General features: G+C 62.6%; 3 protein-coding genes. All 3 read left to right on the forward strand.

From position 1 onward, the window contains the following. Positions 1–745 (forward strand): aminotransferase class V-fold PLP-dependent enzyme (locus EOA29_RS31075; protein ID WP_127222068.1); only part of this gene is annotated, 745 nt, incomplete at its 5' end. A gap of 192 nt (positions 746–937) precedes the next feature. Beyond that, a complete protein-coding gene (sufB, locus tag EOA29_RS31080) occupies positions 938–2,455 on the forward strand; it encodes a Fe-S cluster assembly protein SufB (RefSeq protein WP_126093584.1) in 1,518 nt (505 codons plus the stop codon). A gap of 27 nt (positions 2,456–2,482) precedes the next feature. Then, the coding region (sufC, locus tag EOA29_RS31085; RefSeq protein ID WP_127222069.1) for a Fe-S cluster assembly ATPase SufC at positions 2,483–2,988 on the forward strand (506 nt) is incomplete at its 3' end.

The following is a 2,988-nucleotide window of genomic DNA, read 5'->3' on the forward strand; positions in this document are numbered from 1 at the left end:
TGACATGGCCGATGGCCTACCGCTGGTGGCGATCCATGCCGCCAACAACGAGACGGGCGTGATCCAGCCGGTCGGCCGCATCGCCGAGATCGTCAAGGCCGCGGGTGGTGTGCTCGTCGTCGACGCCGTGCAGGCGGCCGGACGGATTCCGATCGATATGTCAGCCGGTTACGCCGACTATTTGATCCTGTCCTCGCACAAGATCGGCGGTCCGAAGGGCGTCGGCGCCATCGTCGCTGCGGCCGACCTGATGATGCCGAAGCCGTTGATCAATGGCGGCGGCCAGGAAAAGGGCCATCGCGCCGGCACCGAGAATCTCCCCGGCATTGCCGGTTTCGGCGCCGCGGCGCGGGCCGCACTCGCCGGCCTGGGCGAGATCGACGCCGTTGCGCGTCGGCGCGGCGAGGTCGAGGCGATTGTCCGGGAAATCGTCCCGGACGCGGAAATCTTTGGAGCGGCGGCGCCAAGGCTTGCCAACACGACATTCTTCGCTATTGCGGGCATCAAGGCCGAGACGGCGCAGATCGCCTTCGATCTCGCCGGTGTGGCGTTGTCGGCGGGTTCGGCCTGCTCGTCGGGAAAAGTCGGGCCAAGCCATGTGCTGAAGGCGATGGGGCACGGCGACAGCGTTGGCGCCTTGCGCGTCTCGATCGGACGCGCGACGGGCGCTGAGGAGATCGAGGCGTTCCGGACGGCGCTCGCGGGCATTGTCGCGCGCCGGGCCGATAAGGAAAGGGCCGCCTAGCGGCCAAAAAAGGAAAGTTTCAGGCCTTCGGGCCTGGTAGAGCCGTGCGTTTCGTTTTGGCCGGGTGAATTCCCGGTCGGAATGCACTATATGGAGCTTACTCCGCTGCAGGTCTCCTCCGGGACCGGGTTTCGGCGGTGCCATAGTTTGAAAACTGCCGGGCCTTGACCCCGGCGTGGATGGAGAACGCTTATGCCTGCTGTGCAGGAGACGATCGATCGAGTCCGAAAGATCGACGTCGACCAGTATAAATACGGATTCCAGACAGAGATCGAGATGGACAAGGCCCCCAAGGGCCTGAGTGAAGACATCATTCGCTTGATCTCCGAGAAGAAGGGCGAGCCGGACTGGATGCTGGAATGGCGTCTGGGGGCTTATCGCCGCTGGCTGACCCTGGAAGAGCCGACCTGGGCGCGCGTCCACTATCCGAAGATCGACTTCCAGGACATCCACTACTACGCCGCGCCGAAGAGCACGCCTGGCCCGAAGTCGCTGGACGAGGTCGATCCCGAACTGCTCAAGGTCTATGAGAAGCTCGGCATTCCGCTGAAGGAGCAGGAGATTCTCGCCGGCGTGCAGAGGACCGAGGCTTCGGAACTCGAGGAAGCCAACGACAACGTCTACAAGTCGGGCCGCGTGGCGGTCGACGCCGTGTTCGACTCCGTTTCCGTGGTCACTACCTTCAAGAAGGAACTGGCCGCGGCCGGCGTCATCTTCTGCTCGATCTCGGAAGCGATCCGTGAGCATCCGGAGCTGGTGCAGAAATATCTGGGCTCGGTCGTGCCGACCACCGACAATTTCTACGCCACGCTGAATTCGGCGGTGTTCACCGACGGCTCGTTCGTCTTCGTGCCGAAGGGCGTGCGCTGCCCGATGGAACTGTCGACCTATTTCCGCATCAACGAGAAGAACACCGGCCAGTTCGAGCGCACGCTGATCATCGCCGAGGAGGGAGCCTATGTCTCCTATCTCGAGGGCTGCACGGCGCCGCAGCGCGACGAAAACCAGCTGCATGCGGCGGTGGTCGAACTGATCGCGCTCGACGATGCCGAGATCAAATATTCGACGGTGCAGAACTGGTATCCCGGCGACGCCGAAGGCAAGGGCGGCATCTACAATTTCGTCACCAAGCGCGGCGACTGCCGCGGCGATCGCTCGAAGATCTCGTGGACGCAGGTCGAGACCGGCTCGGCCATCACCTGGAAATATCCGAGCTGCATCCTGCGCGGCGACGACTCCAGCGGCGAGTTCTATTCGATCGCGGTTTCGAACGGCTACCAGCAGGTCGACAGCGGCACCAAGATGATCCATCTCGGCAAGAACACGTCGAGCCGCATCATCTCCAAGGGCATTGCCGCCGGCTTCTCGCAGAACACCTATCGCGGCCAGGTCTCGGCGCACCGCAAGGCGGCCAATGCCCGCAACTTCACCAACTGCGACTCGCTTCTGATCGGCGACCAGTGCGGCGCGCACACCGTGCCTTACATGGAAGCCAAGAACGCGACGGCGAAGTTCGAGCACGAGGCGACGACGTCGAAGATCTCCGAGGACCAGAAGTTCTACGTCATGCAGCGCGGCGTCCCCGAGGAAGAGGCGATCGCGCTGATCGTCAACGGCTTCGTCAAGGACGTCATCCAGCAACTGCCGATGGAATTCGCCGTCGAGGCGCAGAAGCTGATCGGCATCAGCCTTGAGGGTTCGGTCGGCTGACCGCAAACGATATTCAGGAAAAAAATGATGCTTGAAATCAAGAATTTGCATGCCCGCATCGTCGATGACGGCACCGAGATCATCCGGGGACTGAACCTGACGGTCAAAGCCGGCGAGGTCGCCGCCATCATGGGGCCGAACGGCTCGGGCAAGTCGACGCTGTCCTATATCCTGGCCGGCCGCGAGGATTATGAGGTGACGGAAGGCGACATCCTCTACAACGGCCAGTCGATCCTCGAAATGGATCCCGCCGAGCGCGCCACCGCCGGCATCTTTCTCGCCTTCCAGTATCCGATGGAGATTCCAGGCGTGGCGACCATGGAGTTCCTCAAGGTGGCGATGAACGAGCAGCGCAAGGCGCGCGGCGAGGAGCCGTTGAAGGTTCCGGAGTTCCTCAAGCGCGTGAAGGAAGCCGCCGCCTCGCTCAGCATGGACATGAACATGCTGAAGCGGCCGCTCAATGTCGGCTTCTCCGGCGGCGAGAAGAAGCGCGCCGAGATCCTGCAGATGAAGCTCTTGGAGCCGAAGCTTTG

The sequence above is a fragment of the Mesorhizobium sp. M1E.F.Ca.ET.063.01.1.1 genome, from assembly GCF_003998155.1.
Classification (GTDB): Bacteria; Pseudomonadota; Alphaproteobacteria; order Rhizobiales; family Rhizobiaceae; genus Mesorhizobium.

What these genes read in the sequence shown, in the direction of transcription:
- sufB (WP_126093584.1), top strand. Translation starts at nt 938, where the DNA reads ATGCCTGCTGTGCAGGAGACGATCGATCGAGTCCGAAAGATCGACGTC.